The organism is Massilia sp. METH4 (genome assembly GCF_037094685.1).
Taxonomy (GTDB): Bacteria; Pseudomonadota; Gammaproteobacteria; order Burkholderiales; family Burkholderiaceae_D; genus Rugamonas.
In genome coordinates this window covers 2,118,382-2,135,594 of the sequence record NZ_CP146614.1, presented here as the reverse complement: position 1 = coordinate 2,135,594, position 17,213 = coordinate 2,118,382, and the positions used below count along the sequence as shown (strand labels likewise).

Sequence of the window (17,213 nt, the reverse complement as noted above, 5' to 3'; positions counted from 1 at the left end):
TGGTGTCCCAACTGGCGCTGCGTCTTACGCGGGCGCTTTTGCCGGGTCCTCGAGTACTCCCCGGCGGATCTGATCGAGCTCGATCGACTCGAACAGCGCGCGGAAATTGCCTTCGCCAAAGCCCTGGTCGCCCTTGCGCTGGATGATCTCGAAGAAGATCGGCCCGATCACGTTCTGCGTGAAGATCTGCAGCAGCAGCTCGCGCTGAGGTTCGGCCGAATGCGCACTGTTCGCCTGGCCGTCGATCAGGATGCGCAGGCGGCGCAGCTCATCGAGGTTCTCGCCGTGGTTCGGCAAGCGCCGGTTGACCAGCTCGTAATACGTTTCGATCGTATCCTGGAATGCGATACCGTTGTCGCGCATTCCCTGGATCGAGCGGTAGATGTCGTCGGTGCCCAGCGCGATGTGCTGGATACCCTCGCCGTGGTATTCGTTCAGGTATTCGGCGATCTGCGACTTGTCGTCCGACGATTCATTGATGGGAATGCGGATCTTGCCGCACGGCGAAGTCATCGCCTTCGATTTCAGGCCCGTCAGGCGGCCTTCGATGTCGAAGTAGCGGATCTCGCGGAAGTTGAACAGCCGCTCGTAGAAGCCGGCCCACTCGGCCATCCGGCCACGGTAGACGTTGTGCGTGAGGTGGTCGATATAGGTGAGGCCGTTGCCGACCGGGTTCGGGTCCACGCCGGGAATGGCCACGAAGTCGGCGTCGTAGATGCTGATGTCGCCGATGCTGCCGGGCGCCTGGCCTTTCGCGGCATTCTTGCCGCGCCAGCGGTCCACCAGGTACAGCAGCGAATCCCCCACGCCCTTGATGGCGGGAATGTTCAATTCCATCGGGCCCGTCTTGTTGTCGAAGCCCCAGGCGCCCATCTCCAGCGCCTTGTTGTAGACGTAGGCGGCATCGTCGACGCGGATCGCGATCGCGCATACGGAAGGGCCGTGCTGGCGCGCGAAGCGCTGCGCGAACGAATGTTGTTCGGCATTGATGATGAAGTTGATCTCGCCCTGGCGGTACAGCGTGACATCCTTGGTGCGGTGCCGGGCGATGGCGGTGAACCCCATGTTCTCGAACAATTGGCCGAGCGCTTTCGGATCGGGGGCGGCAAACTCGACGAATTCGAATCCGTCGGTTCCCATCGGGTTTTCCCAGGGCGTGAATTGCATGTGCGTCTCCTCTTTCGGTATTCATACTTTTGTCGAACAGCGAAAAGTATAGGCTTCGACCCGGAGAATTAAATTGCAAAGATTTCCCGCGCAACCCTTATTTGAGCAATAATATTGCGTCATCAGGCAAGCAAAGAGGAGATTATGACCAAGATCGCGCTGGACAAGACAGACCGTAAAATTCTTTCCATCCTTCAGGAAGATGGCCGCCTGTCGAACCAGGATGTGGCCGAGCAGGTCAGCCTGTCGCCCTCGCCCTGCCTGCGTCGCATCAAGCGGCTGGAAGAGGAAGGCGTGATCCGCCAGTACGTGGCGCTGCTCGACCCGGACAAGATCGGCCTGGGCCTCCTCGCCTATGTGAACGTGCGGCTGGAAAAGCACAGCGACGCCGCCGCCGTGGCGCACAGCACGGCCCGGGCGCTGGGCGCGCTGCCGGGCACCGTCTCGCCGCGCGAGGATTTCGCCGTGGCGGTAGAGCAGTGGCCGGAGGTGGTGGCCTGCTATGCGATGACGGGCGAGATGGATTACCTGCTGCGCGTGCACGTGGAAGACATGGACCACTTCTCGCGCTTCATGATGGCCACCTTGCTGCGGCACCCGGCCGTGCTGGACGTGAAGTCCAGTTTCGCCCTGCAGCGTATCAAGGATACGACGGCGTTGCCGCTGGTGTGACAGCGGGCGGCATTGCCTGCTGAGTTCGTGTCAAGGTGCCTCGTATGATGATCCCGTCGGATCTTTGGCAAAATTACCGCTGAAGGAAACGGCCAGGCAGAGTGATGTCGATGGTGTCTAAGGCCAAGAGCCTGTGGGTCAGATTGGCGCCTCTGCCTGTTTTTCATTGTTAAGTCCGGACGGTATCTTAGGCTTCGAGCCTGCATACGAGGGTGGTCACCAAATGAATTTCGTAGGCACGCCAGTAGTAGGAATTGATGTCAGCAAAAGCAAACTGGATATAGCGTTGCTGAAGAATGGGAAGCTCAAGAGCAAAGTGCTTCCGAACAACAGGGACGGTTACGCAGAGCTGATAAAGTGGTTGAAGAATCAGGATGTTACGCTCGATGCGGTCCATATTTGCATGGAATCGACAGGCGTGTACAGCGAGCCTGTTGCCCTGGCATTGAGCGACATGGGCATGAAGGTCAGCGTCGTCAATCCTGCCAGCATCAAAGGATTTGGCCAGAGTCTAATCATCCGAAACAAAAACGACAAAGCTGATGCAGCTCTCATTGCGCGATACTGCGCAGCGATGAGCCCAGCGCTTTGGCAGGCCCCTTCGCACGAGCAGCGGCAATTGAGGGCTTGGAACGAGCATCTGGCATCGTTGAAAGACATTCGACAGCAACAGGCCAATCGTATCGAAGCACTTGAGTTTGCAAACCAGACCGAGGTGGCAGCTCACGCCAAGACGCACTTGGATTGGCTGGACAAACAAATCAAGCAGCTGGAGAACGATATCGATGATCACATCGATCGGCATCCGGATCTCCGGCACGATGCTGAGCTGATTGAGTCGATCCCAGGCCTTGGCCGCGGGACCGCGGCCAAGGTACTTGGTCGTGTGGGGAACCTGCGGCGCTTCGGCAGCGCCAAGGAACTGGCGGCCTACATTGGGGTGACGCCACGCCAGAGGCAATCAGGCAGCTCGGTGAGGGGTAGGACTACCATTACCAGAATGGGCTGTCGCGACCTGCGGGCAGCCCTATACATGCCAGCACTTACAGCGATCAGAAAGAACCCGCTGTTAAGGGAATTTGCAAACCGGCTGCAGTCAACAGGCATGGCTAAGATGGCTGTCATCGCTGCCGTCATGCGCAAGCTCGTGCACCAGATGTACGGCGTCGTCCGCTCAGGAAAGCCATTTGACCCGAATCACATGGGCAAAAGGCTTGCGGGTGAACACGGTATCTGACCCCTTGACACGAACTGAGCCATTACGACTGAGCCATTACGGCCGAGCCATTACTTCTTCCGCCCCGGCAGCATGTCCCACAGCTTGGTAGCGCGCCGGACATTGGCTTTCAGCGCGTAGTCGAGGGTGGCCAGCTGCTCTTCCATTGCCTCGCGCAGCACGCTCGACGGATCGGCCGGGCCCAGCTTCAGGTAGGCATCCGCCTCGCCATAGTCGCGGTGGATTTCCATGCCCGCCTTCTTGGCGATGTGGATCATGATCTGGTTCGACGACAGGCAATGCATGTACAGCGTGTCGACGTCGTGGTTGCGGCAGACGATGGCGGCGCGCTCGAACAGCTTGGAGCCGATGCCCAGGCCGCGCGCCGACTTCAGCACCGAGACACCGAATTCGGCCACGCGGTCCTTGTCGGTGGCCGCGTCTTTTTCCGGCTCGGCAAACCCCAGGTGCCCGACCGCGACCAGCCGGAACATGCGGTTGTAGACGCCGAACACGATATCGCGCTTGAAGTCGATGCTGTCGACATACTTGGCCACCTGCTCGTCCGTGATGGGCGAGCCGAAGCGCAGCAGGCGGTCGCGCCCTTCGATCTGCAGGAAGTGCCGCAGGATGCGCCGGCGGTCCCGCTCGCGCAATTCCTTGACGGGAATCGTGGGCCGCGGCTCCGGGCGGCCCAGCCATTGATGCAAGGGATTGCGGAACAGGTTCAGGCGCGCCATCAGCCTTCTCCGTCCGACGGGTCTTCATCCGATTCGTCCTGCCGCGCCAGCGCCTCGCGCACCGCGCGCACGCGGGCGGCGCGCACCATCTCGGGAATGCGCTCGGGCCGCTCGGCGCAGGCCTGGGCGATTTCGCCCGCGTTGACGGCGCGGGCGGCGCCCAGCGCCGTCTCCAGGTGCTCGCGTTGCGGGAAAGGCGCGTCGCGGAACGAAACGGTGCGGCCTTCGCGGCCGCGCGCATCGGATTCGGCCACCTGCAGCAGTTGCAGGAAGCGGGCCGGCTTCCTGAACGCGTCGCCGCGCTCGAACAGCTTCACGATCGTGTTGCAACGCAGTTCCAGCGCCCGCGTTACGTTGCCGTGTTCGCGGGCGGCCAGCACCGCCAGGTCGCGGCACTCGGTAGGCACTTTCAGCCGCGCGCAGACCTCCTTGACGAGCGCGGCCCCCAGTCCCTCATGGCCATGATGGGCCGGCCACTTTTCCGCCGGTGTGATGCCCTTGCCCAGGTCGTGCAGCAGCGCCGCGAAGCGCACCGGCAGGTCGTAGCCCTGCCCTGCCGCGTAATCGACCACCTGCTCCAGGTGAATGCCGGTATCGATCTCCGGGTGCCATTGCTCCGGCTGGGGCACGCCCCACAGCCGGTCCAGCTCCGGCACGATGCGCGCCAGCGCACCGCAATCGCGCAGCACCTGCAGCATGCGCGACGGCTGCTTCTCCATCAGCCCGCGCGAGAGCTCCTGCCATACGCGCTCGGGCACCAGGGCATCGACCTCGCCCTCGTCGACCATGCGGCGCATCAGCGCATTGGTCTCGGGCGCCACGGTGAAATCGGTGTAGCGGGCGGCGAAGCGGGCCACGCGCAGGATGCGCACCGGGTCTTCCGCGAACGCATCGGAAACGTGCCGGAACACGCGGCGCTCGATGTCGCCGCGGCCATCGAACGGATCGGTCAGCGTGCCATCCTCGGCGCGCGCGATGGCGTTGATGGTCAGGTCGCGGCGCACCAGGTCCTGTTCCAGCGTCACATCGGGCGCCGTGTGGAACACGAAGCCCTTGTAGCCGGGCGCGGTCTTGCGCTCGGTGCGGGCGAGCGCATATTCCTCGTGCGTGACCGGGTGCAGGAACACGGGAAAATCCTTGCCGACGGCGCGAAAGCCCTGCCGCACCATTTGTTCCGGGGTGGCGCCGACGACGACATGGTCATGGTCCTTGACGGGCAGCCCGAGCAGTTCATCGCGGACGGCACCGCCAACGACATAGGTCTTCATTCCGAACCGCCGCTCCCCGCTGCCTCGGCTTGCGCCGCCTCGATCCAGCGTGCCACGGCCGGGTGGCGCGTCACCCGTTCGCAATAGGCCGACAGCGCCGGCGGCAGCGCCACGCCATAGGTGTTGAAGCGGGTCACGACCGGCGCGTAGAAGGCATCGGCCAGCGAGAAGTCGCCGAACAGGAACTCGTTATGCCCGAAGCGGGACAGGCACTCTTCCCAGATCTCGCTGACGCGGCCGATATCGGCCTGGGTTTCCGGCGTGCGGCCCTGGCCGCGCAGGCTGGCGGCGATATTCATCGGCATCGTGCTGCGCAGGCTCATGAAGCTCGAGTGCATCTCGGCGCAGATCGAACGCGCCATCGCGCGCGCCGCCACGTCCTGCGGCCACAGGTGCTTGTCGGGGAATTGCTCGGCCAGGTATTCGCAGATCGCCAGGCTGTCCCAGATCGTGATGTCGCCGGCCAGCAGCACGGGCACGCGGCCGCTGTGCGTGTAGCGGGCAATCTTGCTGGAGGTATCCGGCTGGTCCAGCTCCACGCGCACCTCGGTGAAGGGAATACCGAACGCGGTCATCGCTACCCATGGCCGCATCGACCAGGAAGAGAGGTTCTTGGTGCCGATGACGAGGGTGAGACCGGGCTCGCGCGCGGCGGCCAGGGTCTGGCTCAGGGTAGGGTCGAGTTCGATCGTTTGCATGAGGGTGGATGGTTGGCGAGCGCTCAGCGGCTCGAGAGACTGTCTTGATGCGCGGTTTGCTGCGTGGCTTGCGGCTCCTGCTCGCGCGGTTCCTGGTCGCGCGGGCCGCCCTGCTCTTTGCCCCGCATTTCGTTGACACCATAGCCGCGCGGGGTGACGACGCCCAGCCGCGCCTTCATCGACTGCGGCCGGCCTTCGAACAGCGCGGCATAGTAGGTGGCATTGGTCATCACGTTCTTCACGTAGCCGCGCGTTTCCGAATAGGGAATCGATTCGATGAACACGGTGGCGTCCATCGGCTTCGTCAGCGCGGAGCGCCAGGAGCGCAGGCGGCCCGGCCCCGCGTTATAGGCGGCGGTCGCCAGCACCTGCGAACCGTCCATGCTGCCCAGCACCATGTTCATGTAGTTCGTGCCCAGCAGGATGTTGGTGCGTACATCCGTCAGCATGTCCTGCACGAAGTTCGTGAGCCCGATCTTGTTCGCGACCCAGCGGCCGGTCGACGGCATCACCTGCATCAGGCCCGACGCCCCCGCGCTGGACTGGGCGTTCATCACGAAGCGCGACTCCTGGCGGATCAGGCCATACACCCAGGCGCGGTCGAGGCCCAGCGTATTCGTGGTGGGGCGCATGATGTCGTCGTGCGGCGCCGGGTAGCGGTGCGTGTAGTCGGCCAGGGCGCGGGTACGCTCGGAGGTGTACACCATGCGGTCGAGGATATGCTTCTGCCGCGCGTATTCGGCGGCGGCGAGCAGCTCGCGGTCGGACAGACGGCGCACCTCCCAGTTCCATTCGCGCAAACCTTCGAAGCGCAGCCGCATGTCGAAGAACTTCAGCGCGCGGGCGATGCCGGGATTGGCGGCGATCGCGGCGATTTCGGCGGGCGTCACCGGTGCGCCGGGCGGCGGGATGGTAACGGTGCGGCCCAGTTCCTCGGCAGCCAGCAGGCCGTAGTAATCCTCGCGGTCGGCAATGCTCTGGTACAGGAACTGCGCCTCGGGCGTCATGTGCCCGCCGGCCAGCGCCACCGAGGCGCGCGCCTGCCAGTACACCCAGGTGGGGTCCTGCCGCAATTGCGGCGGCATCGCCGCGATATAGTCGCGCACCAGTTGCCAGTTACCGTCGCGCAGGGCATACCGCGTGCGCCACTGGTGCTGGTCGATCGACAGCGGCGCGCCATGGGCGCGCCGCCAGTAGTCGGACGTATCCGGGTCCACCACGTACGATGCCGGCAAGGCGATGTTGGCCCAGCCGATCGCCTGCTCCTGGGCATTAAGCCTCGGCAGCGCCTTGCGCAGCGCGAGCACGGAAAGTTTCACGCTGGTGCGGGCGGCGCGGCCCAGCGCGACCAGGAAGACTTCGCGGTCGGCCTTCGAATCGCCCACGCCCTTCGCCAGCACCACGGCCGGCAGGTCGATCGCCTGGGCCATCTTCTTGTCCGACCCGTTCAGCAGGATGATGGTGCGCCGCGCCGGCCCGGTGGCATTCGTTTCGCCAGCCAGGCGCACCTGCGCCCACAGGTCTTCCTGCGTGAACTGGCCGGTCTGGGCCAGCGACGCGATCAGGGCACTGCACCCGTCGCCGTAGTACGGCGGATAGATCAGGAGGGTGCGCGCCTCGGCCGCCACGTTCTCGCCTTTCGACAGCCGCGACAGCAATGCGTAGCACTTGACCTGGGTATCGTCCTTCAGCACGAACAGCGGGTACTGCTGGTCGAACATTGCCCATTCGCGCTTGCGGCCCAGCTCCAGCAGCCAGTCGTTGCGCAGGCGGTCGGCGATCGCGGTACCGTCGTAACGCTGCAGGAACGCCAGGATCTCCTCGGAGGTGGCGTCACGGAAATGGGATTTGAGCCGATAATAGTCGACGTAGGATGGAATGGCGTAGTCCGCCAGCCGCGCCGCGTAGAACTCCGCCTTCGTTGCATCGTTGCGGCGCACGGAGTCGCGCAGCAGCAGGAACGCGTCATCGTCCTTGCGGCTCTCGCCGAGGTCCTGCGGGATCGCAAGCGGCGTCGTGGCGCAAGTGAAGGCAAACAGCGCGCCGGCTATCCATTTCGACGGGGAAATCAAGATACGACTCTCAATAGTGACATGACCAGCGACCAGAGAATAACACGCCTTGCTCAAGGGCTACCAGCCGCGCACGTACAGACAGACCCGGCGGATAAAGCTACGTTGCGCAGGCAATTGCTGGCCGCACGCCGCAACCTGTCGGCCGAGACACGCACCCAGTGGGATGCTGACATCTGCCGGCACATCGTGAAATGGTGGCACACGGCCAGGGTGGATACGCTGGGCGTGTACTGGCCGCTGCGCGACGAACCGGACCTGCATGCCGCCTATGCCGAGCTGGCACGGCTCGGCGTGCGCCTGCTGCTGCCGGTCGTGCTCAAGCGCGACGCGCCGCTCGATTTCGCCGCCTGGCGGATCGGCGAACCGCTGGTGAAGGATGCCATGGGGATTGCCGTGCCGGCCGAGCTGCGCATCGAACCCTATCCGCCGGCACTGCTGGTGCCCTGCCTGGGTTTCAATACGGCCGGCTACCGGCTGGGATACGGCGGCGGTTTCTACGACCGCACGCTGGAAAAGGAACCGCGGCCGGCCACGGTGGGCATCGCTTACTCCTGCCTCGCTGCCGAGTTCGGTAGTGACGGGCATGACATTGCGCTGGACCGGATCATCACCGAGCTGGGATAACGTTGCTCTGAAAATGGGGACAGACCCCATTTTCAGAGCAATATTTCCGGAGAATGGATCTGCCGGATCGCCGGACCGCCCCATTTTTCCGGCGACTGTCTGATTCCCGGCTATTTCACCAGCCGCTGCCACAGCGCCGTCGTGGCCGCCGCCTGGTTCATGCTGTAGAAGTGCAGTCCCGGCACGCCGCCGGCCAGCAGGCGCTCGCACAGGGCTGTTACCACGTCCAGGCCGAAGGCCTTGATGGAGGCCGTGTCGTCGCCGAAGCTGGCCAGCTTGAGCCGTACCCAGCGCGGGATTTCGGCGCCGCACATGTCGGAGAAGCGCATCAGCTGCGTGTAGTTCGTGATCGGCATGATGCCGGCCACCACCGGCACGTCGACACCGGCCTTCCGCGCCGCGTCCACGAACTGGAAATACGCGTCGGCATTGTAGAAGTACTGGGTGATCGCCGAGTTGGCGCCCGCCCTCACCTTGCGCACGAACGCATCCAGGTCGGCCTGCGGCGACTTCGCCTGCGGGTGCACTTCCGGGTAGGCGGCCACTTCGATGTGGAACCAGTCGCCCGTCTCGGCGCGGATGAATTCCACCAGCTCATTGGCATAGCGGAATTCGCCGGCCGCGCCGTAGCCGCTGGGCAGGTCGCCGCGCAGGGCCACCAGCCGGCGGATGCCGTGCGACTTGTATTCCTGCAGGATCGCGCGGATCGATTCGCGCGTGCCGCCCACGCAGGACAGGTGCGGCGCGGCTTCCTCGCCGGCCGCCATGATGTCGAGCACGGTTTCCAGCGTGCCGCGCTGCGTGGTGCCGCCCGCGCCGAACGTGACGGAGAAATACTTGGGGTGCAGCTCGGAGAGCCTGGCGCGCGTGGCGCGCAGCTTTTCCGCTCCTTCCGCCGTCTTGGGCGGGAAGAATTCGATACTAAAATTATGATCAGCCATCGGCGTCTTTCAACAACAGGGAAGAGAGGGCCCAGGAAATCACGCTGTACAGCAGTGCGCCGCCGACCGCCGCCCAGAAGCTCGTCACGTTGAAGCCTTCCACGAATTGCGCCACCAGCCAGAATGTAAAGCCGTTGACGACAAAGATGAACAGGCCCAGCGACAGCACGGTCACGGGTAAGGTCAGGAGCAGCAGCAGCGGCCGGATCAGCGTGTTGACCAGCCCGAGAATGAGCGCCGCGATCAGGGCTGCGCCGACGCTCGTGACGTCGACGGAATGCATCAGGTAAGGCACTGCGAACAGTGCCGCGGCATTGATGAACCAGGTCAGGACCAGACGCATGCTTGGTTAGCCTTCTGTTAAGCCTTTTGTTAAGCCTTCTTGTGAAACAGGATGCGGTGCAAAAAAGGCCGGCTTAACGCCGGCCTTCGCACTGATTAGTAGCGGTAGTGTTCCGGCTTGTACGGACCTTCGACCTTCACGTTGATGTAGGCGGCCTGCTCGGCGGTCAGCTCGGTCAGCTGCGCGTTCAGCTTCTTCAGCTGCAGGCGCGCGACTTTCTCGTCCAGGTGCTTCGGCAGCGTGTACACGCCGACCGGGTACTTGTCCTTGTGCTGGAACAGTTCGATCTGGGCGATCGTCTGGTTCGCGAACGAGGAGCTCATCACGTACGACGGGTGGCCCGTGGCGCAACCCAGGTTCACCAGGCGGCCTTCGGCCAGCAGGATGATGCGGTGGCCGTCCGGGAAGATCACGTGGTCCACCTGCGGCTTGATGTTCTCCCACTGGTACTTCTTCAGCGCGGCGACATCGATCTCGTTGTCGAAGTGGCCGATATTGCAGACGATCGCCTGGTCCTTCATCTTGAGCATGTGCTCTTCGGTCAGGATGTGGTAGTTGCCCGTGCAGGTGACGAAGATGTCGCCGTGCTCGCACGCGTAATCCATCGTCACGACGCGGAAGCCTTCCATGGCGGCCTGCAGCGCGCAGATCGGGTCGATCTCGGTCACCCACACTTGCGCCGACAGCGCGCGCATTGCCTGGGCCGAACCCTTGCCTACGTCGCCATAGCCGGCGATGACGGCGATCTTACCGGCGATCATGACATCCGTGGCGCGCTTGATGCCGTCGACCAGCGATTCGCGGCAGCCGTACAGGTTGTCGAACTTCGACTTGGTCACGGAATCGTTCACGTTGATCGCGGGGAAGGCCAGCTTGCCTTCCTTGTGCATCTGGTACAGACGGTGCACGCCGGTGGTGGTTTCCTCGGTCACGCCCATGATGTGCGGCAGGCGCTTCGAGTACCACTGCGGATCGCTGGCCAGGTGGGCCTTGATCGAGTTGAACAGGCAGATTTCCTCTTCCGACGTCGGATTGTCCAGCACGGAAGCATCCTGCTCGGCGCGCGCACCGAGGTGCAGCAGCAGCGTGGCATCGCCGCCGTCGTCGAGGATCATGTTCGAGTACACGCCCTCGCCCGGCCATTCGAAGATGCGGTGGGTGTATTCCCAGTACTGGTCCAGCGTTTCACCCTTGATGGCGAACACCGGCGTGCCGTTGGCGGCGATCGCGGCGGCGGCGTGGTCCTGCGTGGAGTAGATATTGCACGAAGCCCAGCGCACCTCGGCGCCCAGCGCTTCCAGCGTCTGGATCAGCACGGCGGTCTGGATCGTCATGTGCAGCGAGCCGGTGATGCGGGCGCCCTTGAGCGGCTGGGCTGCGGCGTATTCCTCGCGGATCGCCATCAGGCCCGGCATTTCGGTCTCGGCGATGCGGATTTCCTTGCGGCCCCAGTCGGCCAGGCCGATGTCGGCGATGATGTAGTCTTGGGAGTCTTTGAGAACGGCGTTCATCACGCCTCCTTTCATGTTGAAAAAAGTTGACGTGAGCGCGGTTGCTGAAGTGTCCGAGCCTGGCGGATTCGATTGATCCGTCGCAACGCTCCTCGGAGAACAGGCATTCTATAACAAAAAACCGGACGATTGATCCGGTTTTGTTTCACAAAAAATGGGGACGTACCCCATTTTTTGAGCAATATTGCCAGGAAAATGGGGTACGTCCCCATTTTTTTGGCAACTTCTCAGGCCGGTTACGCCAGCCCGGCGGCGGCGCGCAGGGCGGCCGCTTTGTCCGTGCGCTCCCACGAGAATTCCGGCTCTTCGCGGCCGAAGTGGCCGTAGGCGGCCGTCTTGCGGTAGATCGGGCGCAGCAGGTCCAGCATCTGTACGATGCCTTTCGGGCGCAGGTCGAAGTGCTCCTGCACCAGCGCGGCGATCTTCTCGTCCGGAATCACGCCCGTGCCTTCCGTGTACACCGTGATGTTGATCGGGCGGGCGACGCCGATCGCGTACGACACCTGCACCTGGCACTGGCGTGCCAGGCCGGCGGCAACGATGTTCTTGGCCACGTAGCGGGCGGCGTAGGCGGCCGAGCGGTCGACCTTCGACGGGTCCTTGCCGGAAAACGCGCCGCCACCGTGCGGCGCCGCGCCGCCGTAGGTGTCGACGATGATCTTGCGGCCCGTCAGGCCGCAGTCGCCCTGCGGGCCGCCGATGACGAAGCGGCCGGTCGGGTTGACCAGGTATTTCGTGTCTTGCAGCCATTCCTTCGGCAGCACCGGGCGGATGATCTCCTCGATCACCGCTTCCTCGATCTGCTTGTGCTGCATTTCCGGCGCGTGCTGGGTCGACAGCACCACCGTGTCCACCGCCACCGGGCGGCCGTTCACGTAGCGCAGCGTGACCTGGGATTTTGCGTCCGGGCGCAGCCATGGCAGGCGGCCATCCTTGCGCAGCTGGGACTGGCGCTCGACCAGGCGGTGCGAGTAGTAGATCGCGGCCGGCATCAGCTCCGGCGTCTCGTCGCAGGCGTAGCCGAACATCAGGCCCTGGTCGCCGGCGCCCTGGTCCAGGTCCAGGCCGGCGCCTTCGTCCACGCCCTGGGCGATGTCGGGCGACTGCTTGTCGTAGGCCACCAGAACGGCGCAGCCACGATAGTCGATGCCGTAGTCGGTATTGTCGTAGCCGATGCGCTTGATGGTTTCGCGTGCCACTTGAATATAATCAACGTTGGCGTGCGTGGTGATTTCACCCGCCAGCACCACGAGACCGGTGTTGCACAGCGTTTCGGCGGCAACGCGGGCCTTCGGATCCTGTTCCAGGATGGCGTCGAGGATGGCGTCGGAAATCTGGTCGGCGACCTTGTCGGGGTGGCCTTCGGAAACGGATTCGGACGTGAAGAGATAATCGATGGAAGACATCGCAAGCTCCTGTATAAGTTGATAAAACTGTCGCAACAACCCATACGGCTTGCGACGCTTTAGCGAAATTTGTAGACCGCCTCGCAAGTTGTCTGTTAACTCGGCGGTATGTGCTGACGTGGTATTTTACGCTTCTTCAAAAATTTTTGGGCAGAGCAACGCGAACTGTTGTCCCAACCCCTCAATAACCTGTACATGTTGTTACGAACTTTCCGTTTTTTCTCCATCTTTCCATTGCCGGTCCTGCATGGCCTTGGCGCACTCCTGGGCTGGATCGTTTACGCGTTGTCGCCGTCGTATCGCCGCCGCATGCGCGAGAACATCGGCCGCGCCGGCTACGCGGACCATCTGCGGCAGGCGATCGGCGAAGCCGGCAAGGCCATCGCCGAACTGCCCTTCGTCTGGCTCGCTTCCGAAAAACGGATCGCCCGCCGCGTCTTCCTGAACAATTATGAGCTGGTCGAGGCACACCTGCGCGCCGGCCGCGGCATCGTGTTCCTCACGCCGCACCTGGGCTGCTTCGAGATCACCGCGCAGCGCGTCTCGCACGATACGCCGCTGATGGTGATGTACCGCCCGCCCAAGCAGGCAGCCATGAAGCCGCTGGTCGAGGTGGCGCGTGCGCGCGGCCAGATGGAGCTGGCGCCGGCCAACCTGTCCGGCGTGCGCATGCTGGCCAAGTTCCTCAAGTCCGGCAAGCCGGTCGGCATCCTGCCCGACCAGGTGCCCCAGGAAGGCGAAGGCGTGTGGGCCGATTTCTTCGGCCGCCCCGCCTACACGATGACCTTGCCGGCCAAGATGGCCAAGCTGGGCGGCGACGCGCCCGTGCTGCTCACCTATGCGGAGCGCCTGCCGCGCGGGCGCGGTTTCCTGATCCACTTCGTGCCCTTCCCCGGCTCGCTCGAAGGCGACAATGCCCAGCAGGCACGCGCGATCAACGCCGCCATGGAACAGCTGATCGCCGGCTGCCCGGCCCAGTATTACTGGAGCTACAACCGCTACAAGGTGCCGCCCGGCGTGGCCGCGCCCACGGCGGCCGCGGGCACGGAGGCGGCATGAAGGTGCTTCTCGGTTTCATGTGGCTGCTGCACTGGCTGCCGCTGCCGGTGCTGGGCCGCTTCGGCGATGCCGTGGGCAGCCTGCTGTTCGTGATCATGGGCCCGCGCCGCGAGATCGCGCTGACCAACCTGCGCCTGGCGATGCCGGAACTGACGGAAGCCCAGCGCCGCGACCTTGCCCGCCGCCATTTCCAGGCCTATTCGCGCAGCGTGTTCGAACGGGCGATCCTGTGGTGGGCATCGGAAGCGCGCCTGAAGCGCCTGATCACGGTCGAGACCAGTCCGGGCATGCCGCCCGGCCAGATTCCCGTGGCGGCGATGACGGAAAAGCCGACCATCCTGCTGTGCCCGCATTTCGTCTGCCTGGACGTCGGCGGCGCCGCGATCGCCATGGAGGCTTCCGCCTCGTCGATGTACGTCACGCAAAAGAACGCCACGTTCGACGCCGTGCTGCGCGCCGGCCGCGCCCGGTTCAAGCCCGTCAAGCTCTTCACGCGGCAGGATGGCATCAAGCCGATCCTGCGCGCCCTGCGCGACCGGCTCCCTTACTTCATGTTGCCCGACATGGATTTCGGCGAGAAGGATGCCGAGTTCGTGCCCTTCTTCGGCGTGCCCGCCGCCACGCTGACCGCCACCGCCCGCATCGCCGCCACGACGGGCGCCCAGGTCATGCCGGTGATCGCGACTTTCCTGCCAAATTATCAAGGTTGGCGCGTCAAGTTCTATCCGGTGTGGGACAATTACCCTGGTACCGACATGGTTGCCGCCACGCGCCGCATGAACGAATTCATCGAGGAGCGCGTGCGCGAGGCGCCGGCGGAATATTTCTGGACCCACAAGCGCTACAAGACCCGCCCGAACGGCGAGCCGTCCTTCTACTCGAACAAGCGATGAAACTCAAATTCACCAAGATGCATGGCGCCGGCAACGACTTCGTCGTGATCGACGCCATCAACCAGCAGATCGACTTCACCCCGGCGCAGTGGAAGGCACTGGCCGACCGCCGCTTCGGCGTGGGCGCCGACCAGCTGCTGGTCGTCGAAAAGTCGACCAACCCGAGCTGCGATTTCCGCTACCGCATCTTCAACAGCGACGGCGGCGAAGTGGAACAGTGCGGCAACGGAGCACGCGCCTTCGCCAAGTTCGTGGCCGAGAAGGGCTTGACGGACCGGCACAGCATTGCCGTGGAAACGATGTCCGGCATCATCGCGCCCCGCCTGGAAGAAGACGGCAGCGTGACGGTGGACATGGGAGCCCCCGTGTTCGATCCCGCCCTGGTACCGTTCGATACGGAAGGCCTGGAAGGCCGGCGCGAAGGCGACGACACGCTGTGGCCGCTGGTGCTGGAACTGGCCGGCGAAAAGGAAACCGTGCTGGTATCCGTAGTGTCGATGGGTAATCCGCACGCCGTGCAGGTGGTGGCGGACGTCGACACGGCGCCCGTCGAACTGACCGGCCCGCTGATCGAACACCATGCCCACTTCCCGCGGCGCGTCAACGCCGGCTTCATGCAGATCGTCAACCGCCGGCATATCCGCCTGCGCGTGTTCGAACGGGGCGCGGGCGAGACGCTCGCCTGCGGCACGGGCGCCTGCGCGGCCGCCGTGGCCGGCATCCGCCGCGGCCTGCTCGACTCGCCCGTGCGCGTGGATGCGCGCGGCGGCGAGCTGTCGATCGCCTGGGCCGGCGAGGGTCAACCGGTCTACCTGACCGGCCCTGCCGTCACCGTCTTCGAAGGCGAGATCACGGTCCAGGACTGAGCTGGAGCGCGGTCCTAGGCCGCCAGCCGCGCGCGGCCGCCTGAGGCCGATCCTTCGAGCGCCCTTTCGACCGCGCTTTCGACCGACTCCAGCCACGTCTTGAACCGGTACAGCCGCTGCCGGTAATTGCCTTCCAGGTTCGCGTCGACGTACTCGAAATGCCGCGCGATGCGGTCCAGCGCCTGCCGATGGCGGGCCGTCTCCACCATCACCAGCCGTCGGCGGCCCCGGCCATAACTGGCACGGACATCGACGGCCAGGCAATGCCCTTCGTCCGCCGCCCGCACGTCCAGCAACAGCGCCTCGGCGCGCGTCAAGCCGAACAGCGCCGCCAGTTCGATCCGTGCCGCCAGCAGCGGCTGGTTGCTGGCCAACTCCCGCGTCAGCAAGGGCAACAGGGAAACCGCCCAGTTATTGCGATCGGGCGCGGGCGCGATGCGCGCCAGCATGGCGGCGGCCTGCTCGCAGCCCTGGGCTGCCGCCTTTTGCAGCCAATACACGGCCTTCACGTCGTTCCGGTCGCAACTGCGGCGCATGCGCCATGCCTGCGCGCCGCACTCGAGCTGGGCGCCGGCATGCCCCAGCGCCGCCGCACGTTCCAGGCAAGCCTGCGCCTCGCTGACGCTGCGCTGGGAAAATTCCGCCTTCACATAGATGCGCGACAGCGCGAACCAGGCTTCGGCCATGCCTTGTTCGCCGGCCAGCGTCAGCCACCGCACGGCGCGCTTGAAGCTGGCGGGGCAGCCGTGGGGCAGCCGCATGCCATCCGCGTCGATGCGCGCGAGTTGCAAGCCCAGCGCCAGCTGGGCGTGGCGGTCGCCGGCCGCGGCCGCCAGCTCGCGCATCCGCTGCGCTTCGTCGCCGCCCTCCTCGCCGGCCAGCAGCTCGGCACAGCGCGCGAGCAGGCGCGCCTGCGCCGCGGAACCGGCCCAGGCCGCGGGATCGGCCGATGCCTGGGCGAGCAGTGCGCGCGCCTGCGGCAGGGCGGCGTCCAGGGAAATGGGGGGCTCGGCCAGCGGCCGCGGGGCCTGGTGGCTGGTCTGGATCGGCAGCGCAGGCTCGGGCACGGCGGGCCGCAACCGGGCCAGCAGCGTGCCGGCTTCGGCGCAGCCGGCACGGGCCGCCGCGTCGAGCGCGCGGCGGGCGCGCCGGCACAGGCCGGGCTGCCTGATCGCCGGTTCCTGCAACAGCAGGCGGGCCAGTGTCAGCGCGGCCGGTACGACGCCGGCATCGCTGGCGCGGGCATACCAGTCCAGCAGCGTGGCACGATGGTGGGTAGCGTAATGCCAGGGGATGTCGCGGCCGATCAGCAGCCATGCTTCTTCGATGCCGGCCGCCGCCGCCCGCGACAGCCAGTGCAGGGCGGTGGGTGGGCTGCATGGCAGGCCCGCGCCGCCGGAAATGTACAGTTTGCCTAATTTCAATTGACAGCCAGGGTCTCCCGCCCTTGCACCCCTGATCACTGCCAGCTCTTCACGATTGGCCATGTCGGTCTCCAGGAAGCTGCGCTGGCGCGCGGCGCCCGTCGTGCGGGGCCGTGCCACTGCGCGCTCTTTTCGTTATGTGTAACGGTGCACCGCGTGCAACTCGACAGTTTAGGCACCGCACTGTTGCTTTGTCTCGACAAGCTTCAGCCCGCTTGATCCGGCGCAAACGGGCTGACGCTTGTGTCCGGCTACGCTATGTGTGGACACCTTACCAATGAAAGGATTGCCTGACGCGGCTTAACAAATA

General features: G+C 64.7%; 16 protein-coding genes and 1 riboswitch. Of the genes, 6 read left to right on the top strand and 10 right to left on the bottom strand.

The window, feature by feature from the left end; all coding sequences use genetic code 11:
• Positions 1 to 24: 24 nt before the first annotated feature.
• Positions 25 to 1,167 (bottom strand): 4-hydroxyphenylpyruvate dioxygenase, encoded by a 1,143-nt coding sequence (gene hppD, locus V6Z91_RS09595; RefSeq protein WP_338769683.1) that lies wholly within the window; start codon positions 1,165 to 1,167, stop codon positions 25 to 27.
• Between the two features lie 144 nt (positions 1,168 to 1,311).
• Between hppD and V6Z91_RS09590 the strand changes: the two genes are divergently transcribed.
• Together V6Z91_RS09590 and V6Z91_RS09585 are read left to right on the top strand one after the other, a co-directional pair.
• Positions 1,312 to 1,839 carry an Lrp/AsnC family transcriptional regulator gene (locus V6Z91_RS09590; protein ID WP_338769682.1) on the top strand — a complete coding sequence of 176 codons (528 nt, stop codon included), beginning with the start codon at positions 1,312 to 1,314 and terminating at the stop codon, positions 1,837 to 1,839.
• 223 nt (positions 1,840 to 2,062) lie between these two features.
• Entirely contained in the window at positions 2,063 to 3,076 is a 1,014-nt protein-coding gene (locus V6Z91_RS09585; RefSeq protein WP_338761801.1) for an IS110 family transposase, read from the top strand.
• Positions 3,077 to 3,126: 50 nt separating this feature from the next.
• Here V6Z91_RS09585 and V6Z91_RS09580 read toward each other — a convergent pair whose 3' ends face one another.
• From V6Z91_RS09580 to V6Z91_RS09565, 4 genes are read right to left on the bottom strand one after another with little or no spacing between them, the layout of a single operon-like run.
• Positions 3,127 to 3,795 carry a GNAT family N-acetyltransferase gene (locus V6Z91_RS09580; RefSeq protein ID WP_338769680.1) on the bottom strand — a complete coding sequence of 223 codons (669 nt, stop codon included), beginning with the start codon at positions 3,793 to 3,795 and terminating at the stop codon, positions 3,127 to 3,129.
• On the bottom strand, positions 3,795 to 5,063 hold the full coding sequence (locus V6Z91_RS09575; RefSeq protein WP_338769678.1) for a multifunctional CCA addition/repair protein: 1,269 nt from the start codon (positions 5,061 to 5,063) through the stop codon (positions 3,795 to 3,797). Before V6Z91_RS09575 ends, V6Z91_RS09580 begins: the two co-directional genes overlap by 1 nt.
• The gene (locus tag V6Z91_RS09570; RefSeq protein ID WP_338769676.1) at positions 5,060 to 5,761 is read right to left on the bottom strand and encodes a glutathione S-transferase family protein; all 702 of its coding nucleotides are present in this window, start codon (positions 5,759 to 5,761) and stop codon (positions 5,060 to 5,062) included. Before V6Z91_RS09570 ends, V6Z91_RS09575 begins: the two co-directional genes overlap by 4 nt.
• Positions 5,762 to 5,784: 23 nt before the next feature.
• Entirely contained in the window at positions 5,785 to 7,833 is a 2,049-nt protein-coding gene (locus tag V6Z91_RS09565; protein ID WP_338769673.1) for a transglycosylase SLT domain-containing protein, read from the bottom strand.
• Between the two features lie 105 nt (positions 7,834 to 7,938).
• Here V6Z91_RS09565 and V6Z91_RS09560 point away from each other — a divergent pair, with 105 nt between their 5' ends.
• Positions 7,939 to 8,460 (top strand): 5-formyltetrahydrofolate cyclo-ligase, encoded by a 522-nt coding sequence (locus tag V6Z91_RS09560; RefSeq protein WP_338769670.1) that lies wholly within the window; start codon positions 7,939 to 7,941, stop codon positions 8,458 to 8,460.
• 110 nt (positions 8,461 to 8,570) lie between these two features.
• On the opposite strand, the gene metF is transcribed toward V6Z91_RS09560, so the two are convergent.
• The 4 genes from metF to metK form a co-directional block, all read right to left on the bottom strand.
• The gene (metF, locus tag V6Z91_RS09555) at positions 8,571 to 9,401 is read right to left on the bottom strand and encodes a methylenetetrahydrofolate reductase [NAD(P)H] (protein ID WP_338769668.1); all 831 of its coding nucleotides are present in this window, start codon (positions 9,399 to 9,401) and stop codon (positions 8,571 to 8,573) included.
• The gene (locus V6Z91_RS09550) at positions 9,394 to 9,744 is read right to left on the bottom strand and encodes a phage holin family protein (protein WP_338769665.1); all 351 of its coding nucleotides are present in this window, start codon (positions 9,742 to 9,744) and stop codon (positions 9,394 to 9,396) included. The genes metF and V6Z91_RS09550 overlap by 8 nt, the downstream gene beginning before the upstream one ends.
• 95 nt (positions 9,745 to 9,839) lie before the next feature.
• Positions 9,840 to 11,255 carry an adenosylhomocysteinase gene (gene ahcY / locus V6Z91_RS09545; protein ID WP_338769662.1) on the bottom strand — a complete coding sequence of 472 codons (1,416 nt, stop codon included), beginning with the start codon at positions 11,253 to 11,255 and terminating at the stop codon, positions 9,840 to 9,842.
• A gap of 26 nt (positions 11,256 to 11,281) precedes the next feature.
• A riboswitch (S-adenosyl-L-homocysteine riboswitch) is annotated at positions 11,282 to 11,355 on the bottom strand.
• Positions 11,356 to 11,491: 136 nt separating this feature from the next.
• Entirely contained in the window at positions 11,492 to 12,661 is a 1,170-nt protein-coding gene (gene metK, locus V6Z91_RS09540; protein WP_338769659.1) for a methionine adenosyltransferase, read from the bottom strand.
• Between the two features lie 195 nt (positions 12,662 to 12,856).
• On the opposite strand from metK, the gene V6Z91_RS09535 reads away from it, so the two are divergent.
• Genes V6Z91_RS09535 through dapF form a run of 3 tightly spaced genes read left to right on the top strand, consistent with a single transcriptional unit; the run spans position 12,857 to position 15,479 of the window.
• On the top strand, positions 12,857 to 13,720 hold the full coding sequence (locus tag V6Z91_RS09535; protein WP_338769657.1) for a lysophospholipid acyltransferase family protein: 864 nt from the start codon (positions 12,857 to 12,859) through the stop codon (positions 13,718 to 13,720).
• The gene (locus V6Z91_RS09530; RefSeq protein ID WP_338769655.1) at positions 13,717 to 14,613 is read left to right on the top strand and encodes a lipid A biosynthesis acyltransferase; all 897 of its coding nucleotides are present in this window, start codon (positions 13,717 to 13,719) and stop codon (positions 14,611 to 14,613) included. The genes V6Z91_RS09535 and V6Z91_RS09530 overlap by 4 nt, the downstream gene beginning before the upstream one ends.
• Positions 14,610 to 15,479, top strand: a complete 870-nt coding sequence (gene dapF, locus V6Z91_RS09525; RefSeq protein WP_338769653.1) for a diaminopimelate epimerase — start codon at positions 14,610 to 14,612, stop codon at positions 15,477 to 15,479. Before V6Z91_RS09530 ends, dapF begins: the two co-directional genes overlap by 4 nt.
• Before the next feature lie 14 nt (positions 15,480 to 15,493).
• On the opposite strand, the gene V6Z91_RS09520 is transcribed toward dapF, so the two are convergent.
• Positions 15,494 to 16,903, bottom strand: coding sequence for a hypothetical protein (locus V6Z91_RS09520; protein ID WP_338769651.1), 1,410 nt, complete (start codon positions 16,901 to 16,903; stop codon positions 15,494 to 15,496).
• Between the last annotated feature and the right edge of the window lie 310 nt (positions 16,904 to 17,213).

Excerpts from the sequence above, each read along its gene's own strand:
- V6Z91_RS09550 (WP_338769665.1), bottom strand. The coding sequence starts at position 9,744 with ATGCGTCTGGTCCTGACCTGGTTCATCAATGCCGCGGCACTGTTCGCA.
- V6Z91_RS09585 (WP_338761801.1), top strand. The coding sequence starts at position 2,063 with ATGAATTTCGTAGGCACGCCAGTAGTAGGAATTGATGTCAGCAAAAGC.
- metK (WP_338769659.1), bottom strand. The coding sequence starts at position 12,661 with ATGTCTTCCATCGATTATCTCTTCACGTCCGAATCCGTTTCCGAAGGC.
- V6Z91_RS09570 (WP_338769676.1), bottom strand. The coding sequence starts at position 5,761 with ATGCAAACGATCGAACTCGACCCTACCCTGAGCCAGACCCTGGCCGCC.
- metF (WP_338769668.1), bottom strand. The coding sequence starts at position 9,401 with ATGGCTGATCATAATTTTAGTATCGAATTCTTCCCGCCCAAGACGGCG.
- ahcY (WP_338769662.1), bottom strand. The coding sequence starts at position 11,255 with ATGAACGCCGTTCTCAAAGACTCCCAAGACTACATCATCGCCGACATC.
- V6Z91_RS09575 (WP_338769678.1), bottom strand. The coding sequence starts at position 5,063 with ATGAAGACCTATGTCGTTGGCGGTGCCGTCCGCGATGAACTGCTCGGG.
- dapF (WP_338769653.1), top strand. The coding sequence starts at position 14,610 with ATGAAACTCAAATTCACCAAGATGCATGGCGCCGGCAACGACTTCGTC.
- V6Z91_RS09530 (WP_338769655.1), top strand. The coding sequence starts at position 13,717 with ATGAAGGTGCTTCTCGGTTTCATGTGGCTGCTGCACTGGCTGCCGCTG.
- V6Z91_RS09580 (WP_338769680.1), bottom strand. The coding sequence starts at position 3,795 with ATGGCGCGCCTGAACCTGTTCCGCAATCCCTTGCATCAATGGCTGGGC.
- V6Z91_RS09535 (WP_338769657.1), top strand. The coding sequence starts at position 12,857 with ATGTTGTTACGAACTTTCCGTTTTTTCTCCATCTTTCCATTGCCGGTC.
- hppD (WP_338769683.1), bottom strand. The coding sequence starts at position 1,167 with ATGCAATTCACGCCCTGGGAAAACCCGATGGGAACCGACGGATTCGAA.
- V6Z91_RS09590 (WP_338769682.1), top strand. The coding sequence starts at position 1,312 with ATGACCAAGATCGCGCTGGACAAGACAGACCGTAAAATTCTTTCCATC.